We start from the raw sequence: 5,219 nt of genomic DNA on the forward strand, positions 1-5,219 counted from the left end.
GAGGCAAGCGGACCAAGTACCCCCAACGCGCGCACATGAACGATATAAATCCGGCCGACCCTTCAATTCCCGCGTTTCTCGCCGGGGGTGGCGAAGCCGCAACCCTCATCGCGGCCATGGATTGGTCGTCGTCACCGCTCGGACCCTTGCACCTTTGGTCGCCGACGCTGACGGGCACGGTCGCCCTGATCCTGCGTTCGCCCGTGCCAATCGTGACGCTTTGGGGCGAAGACGGCGTGATGATCTACAACGACGCGTATTCCCGTTTCGCGGGTGGGCGGCATCCCCGCCTGTTTGGTTCGAAGGTCCGCGAGGGGTGGGTCGAGGTCGCCGCGTTCAACGACCATGTGATGAAAGTCGGACTGTCCGGTCGCACGCTTCGCTACGAGGACCAGGAACTGACGCTGTACCGCAATGGTGTCGCCGAGCAGGTCTGGATGAATCTCGACTACTCGCCGATCATCGACGAGCGGGGCGTGCCCGTAGCGGTGATCGCGATCGTCGTGGAGACCACGGCGAAAGTACGCGCGCAACGTTGGCTGAGGGGCGAGCGCGAGCGCTTGCGGCGAATGTTCGAGCAGGCCCCGGGTTTCATGGCCATGCTGACTGGCCGCGATCATGTATTCGAGTTGGCGAACGCGGCCTACGAGCAACTGGTCGGCGCCAGGAACGTGCTCGGCAAGACCGTTCGCGAAGCGCTGCCGGAACTTGAAGGACAAGGTTTCTTCGAATTGCTCGACGAGGTTTATCGCTCCGGAACGCCTTTCGCCGGCAATGCTCATGCAATCACGTTCAAGCGTCGTTCCGATGCGTCTTCAGAGGAGCGTTTCGTCGACCTTGTCTATCAGCCTGTGCGAAACGAAGAGGGCGACGTCATCGGTATTTTCGTGCAGGGCACGGACATTACCGACCGTTTGCACGCCGAACAATCGATGCATGCTAGCGAGGAGAAATTCCGTACCTTCGCACAAGTGATGCCGAACCAGGTCTGGGCCGCGCAACGCGATGGCCAGCTCAACTGGTTCAACGACCAGGTGTACGACTACAGCGGCGCGGCAAGGGGGACTCTGGACGGCGCGGGCTGGGCCAGGATCGTGCACCCTGAAGACTTCCCTGACGCGGCGAGGCGATGGCGCCATGCCGTCGATACCGGCTCGACCTACGAATCCGAGTTTCGCGTCAGGCGGGCCGACGGCGTGTATCGATGGCACATTGGGCGGGCACTGCCTATTCGTGACAAGGCCGGCGGCATAGCTAGCTGGATCGGCACGAACACCGATATTGAAGACCAGAAGTCTACTGCCCGCGCGCTCGAACGGCTGAACAAGACACTGGAACAGCAGGTTATAGAAAGCATTCACGACCGCGACCGGATGTGGCGCTTGTCGACCGACATCATGCTGGTTGCCAATTTCAATGCAATCATCGTCGCGGTCAATCCGGCGTGGACGCAGTTGCTCGGATGGGAAGAACACGAGCTGCTTGGCCGGTCCTTCATGGAGATGGTGCATCCGGCCGATCGCGCGGATACGCTTGTCGAAGTGGACGCGCTGAGCCGTGGCGTGCGTACTTTCAAGTTTGTGAACCGGTGCCAGCGTCGTGATGGCGCCTATGTGACGCTGTCGTGGACTGCGGTTCCCGACGAGCGGTTCATTCACGCAGTAGGCCGCGATATCACCGCCGATCGCGAGGCGGCCGAAGCGCTTCGACGCACCGAACTCGCGCTGCAGCAATCGCAGAAGCTGGAGACGATCGGCAAACTGACTGGCGGCGTGGCCCACGATTTCAACAATCTGCTACAGGTGATCTCTGGAAACCTGCAACTCCTTGAAACGGATGTGGCCGGCAACGATCGGGCTGAGCGGCGGCTCACCAATGCACTCGGGGGGGTGAACCGGGGAGCGAAGCTGGCTAGCCAGCTTCTCGCGTTCGGACGCCGTCAGGCGCTTGAGCCGAAGACGCTAAAGATTGGACGACTTATCCTTGGCATGGAAGACATGCTACGCCGCACCTTGGGCGAAGCTGTCGAGATCGAGACGGTCGTTTCCGCAAGCTTGTGGAATACCTTTGCGGACCCGACGCAAATCGAAAACGCGCTTCTCAATCTTGCAATCAACGCACGGGATGCAATGGATGGCACGGGCAAGCTGACTGTCGAAGCGGGCAACGCGTTGCTCGACGACGACTACGCGCGCGGCCACTCCGATGTGGTGCCGGGTCAATACGTGATGCTGGCCGTGACGGACACGGGGTGCGGAATGGCGCCGGACGTATTGGCTCAGGCGTACGAACCGTTCTTCTCGACCAAGCCCGAAGGCAAGGGTTCGGGACTCGGGCTCTCCATGGTCTACGGTTTCGTCAAGCAGTCCGGCGGCCATCTCAAGATCTACACCGAGCCGGGGTACGGTACGACCGTCAAGCTCTATCTGCCACGCACACACGACGAGGAGGACGCGGCGCCGCCGCTTGAGATCACTCCGTTGGTCGGCGGGGCGGAGACCATTCTTGTCGTGGAAGATGATGACGGTGTCCGGGCCACCGTGATGGAGATGCTGATAGGTCTGGGGTACTGCGTGCTAAAGGCTGACGACGCCGCTAGCGCTCTCGCCATTATCGAGAGCGGGATTCCCGTCGACCTGCTTTTCACCGACGTGGTCATGCCCGGTACCCTGCGAAGTCCTGAGTTGGCTCGCCGTGCGCGAGAGCGGTTGCCGAACATGGAGGTGCTATTTACGTCGGGCTACACGGAAAATGCGATCGTCCATGGCGGGCGTCTGGATGCGGGCGTCGCATTGCTTGGCAAACCCTACACGCGTGAAGCGCTCGCGCGAAAGATCCGGCAGGTACTGTCCAATCACGGGCAGCGGATCGCTTCCATGCCATTGGCGCTTAGTGCGGTTAGTGCGGTCAGTGCGATGGGTGCGGTCAGCGCATACGACAGGTCGGGCAATGGCCTTTCCCCGGCACGGCCTCTTTCCATCCTGTTCGTGGAGGATGACGACCTGATTAGATCGGCTACCTGTGAGCTGCTACGGGAAATGGGGCATACGGTGGTCGAAGCGGCGGACGCCGCATCGGCATTAGTCATTCTCGAAACCAACTATGTCGATCTGCTCATCACGGATGTCCACTTGCCCGGCCTGTCCGGAGAGGAACTCGCGAAGCGCGCCCGGGCGATGCGCGAGCACATAGGCGTTGTGTTCGCAACGGGAGAGCAACATGTCTCGGACGTGCCCGGATACCGTGTCCTGCGCAAGCCCTATGACCTGCCAAGCTTGCTGGCGGTGCTCGCGGTCGCGAGATAACCCGCGCATGTTCAACGGCGACGGGGCGGCGGCTCTAGAGGCCGGTCCCCTGGAATCGTCGGTCAGGCCGGGCCGCAACCCGACCCCATCCATAAAAATAGCGAGAAACATTTGTTAATGCGAATGATTTGCATTAACATGGCGAAGCTTGTTCTTTTGCGCCTCCCGTTCAGTAGGCCATCTGAACCCGGTTTTTGCTCCACGCGTGCCCATATGTAGCTGTACTAAAAAAATGTTGAATCACCCCGACGCTCGCGCGTTGCGCTTCTTCGCCGATCATGCTTCGTCCACTGCAGCCGCCGCTCCCGCATGCCAATGCCGGCCGATGCGCTGCGTGCGCTCTCGGATGGTGACATGAGACCTGTGCTGGTCCGTCTTCATCGGTGGTTCGGAATTGGAATTGCCGCGTTCCTGTTTTTGTCCGGCACGACCGGCGCCATCATCGCGTGGAATGTTGAACTCGATACGTTGCTGAACCCCGGGTTCTACTACGCCCGTGCCACTGCGCCGGCGCTATCGTCGCTCGAACTTGCCAATCGCGTGGAGGCGGCCGACCCGCGCCTGCGCATCACTTATTTGCCGCTTGCGGTCGAGCCGGGCCACACGTTACTAGCAAGGGTCGAAGGCCGGCTAAATCCCGCGACGAATCAACCCTATGATCTCGGCTTCAATCAAGTTGCCATCGATCCGGCGACCGGCTCAATCCAGGCACGCCGCGAGTGGGGGGCGTTCTCGGTGAAGCGTCTGAACCTGCTGCCTTTCATCTACGAACTGCATTTCACGCTGCACCTTCCGGCCACCGCGAGCGGGATCGAGATTGGCGTGTGGCTGCTGGGCGTTGTCTCGATCGTGTGGCTGGTCGACAGCGTGATTGCGCTGGCATTGTCGTTCCCAAGTTTCAAAGCGTGGCGCAAATCGCTGGCGTTTCGCGTGCGGCGTGGCGGCTACCCATTGACGTTCGACCTGCACCGCTCGGGCGGCGTCTGGGTCTGGGGTTTGCTGGCGGTTATCGCGCTGACCTCCGTGTCGATGAACCTTGGAACGCCGGTGGTGCGTCCAGTCGTGGCGCTGTTCTCGAAGCTTGCGCCCGCGCCGCTGACCGACCCCCGTTTGCTGCCTGCGGTGAAGCCCGGTACGGTCGAATTGAGCCGGGAGCGCATTGTGGAACTGGCGGGGCAGTTGCGGGGAAGATTGAATATCGATGAAGCGCCGGGCGCCACGTTTTATATGTCATCGCTGCATGTCTACGGCGTCGGCTACTTCGGGCCGGGCGGGGAGGCCGCCGACGGCAAGTTGGGTAACGCCTGGACCTATTGGGACGCAGTGACCGGAAAGGAAATCGGCGACTCGATACCCGGCCAGGGAAGTGCCGGCGACGTGTTCTTGCAAGCTCAGTTTCCCCTTCATTCCGGCCGTATTCTTGGCCTGCCTGGACGGATCATGGTGAGCGCCATGGGTGTGGTGATCGCGATCCTGAGTGCGACCGGCTTGCTGATCTGGATGAAGAAGTGGAAGGCGCGGCGGACCGCGGCCCGTCGCGTGCGCGAGGCGGCAGCATAACGACGGCGATGCCCATGCCCACTCAAGCAACGTCCACCACGATTTTCCCTTGCGCCGTGGCGGTCGTGATTGCGTCATAGGCGAGTTCCGCCGAACTCAAATCGAAGCGGCGGCCATCGAGTTTTGGCGTGAGCTTGCCAGCGTCCGCGAGGCGTGTGGCTTCGCGCAGCATCGCGGCGTGGTGGGCGCGATGTTTGCCGCTAAGCAGCGGATACAGCGTGAACACGCCCGAGTAGCTTGCCTCGCGAAACGACAAGGGCGCTAACGCATGCGTGCCCCACCCCAACGCGCTCACTACGTGGCCGAAATGCTTCACCGCTGCAAACGATGCATCAAGCGTCGCACCGCCGACGG

At 61.5% G+C, this 5,219-nt stretch carries 3 protein-coding genes; 2 read left to right on the top strand and 1 reads right to left on the bottom strand.

Annotation, left to right across the window (positions count from 1 at the left end; all coding sequences use genetic code 11):
• Positions 1-35 precede the first annotated feature (35 nt).
• Positions 36-3,305, top strand: coding sequence for a PAS domain S-box protein (locus WCA53_RS21635; protein WP_423915456.1), 3,270 nt, complete (start codon positions 36-38; stop codon positions 3,303-3,305).
• A gap of 354 nt (positions 3,306-3,659) precedes the next feature.
• Positions 3,660-4,865, top strand: a complete 1,206-nt coding sequence (locus WCA53_RS21640; protein WP_423915461.1) for a PepSY-associated TM helix domain-containing protein — start codon at positions 3,660-3,662, stop codon at positions 4,863-4,865.
• Positions 4,866-4,887: 22 nt separating this feature from the next.
• Here WCA53_RS21640 and WCA53_RS21645 read toward each other — a convergent pair.
• Positions 4,888-5,219: zinc-binding dehydrogenase (locus tag WCA53_RS21645; protein ID WP_423915458.1), on the bottom strand; the 332-nt coding region annotated here is incomplete at its 5' end.

It is taken from the genome of Caballeronia sp., assembly GCF_049581465.1.
Taxonomy (GTDB): domain Bacteria; phylum Pseudomonadota; class Gammaproteobacteria; order Burkholderiales; family Burkholderiaceae; genus Caballeronia.

Coding starts and splice junctions, on each gene's coding strand:
- WCA53_RS21635 (WP_423915456.1), top strand. CDS start 36: ATGAACGATATAAATCCGGCCGACCCTTCAATTCCCGCGTTTCTCGCC.
- WCA53_RS21640 (WP_423915461.1), top strand. CDS start 3,660: ATGAGACCTGTGCTGGTCCGTCTTCATCGGTGGTTCGGAATTGGAATT.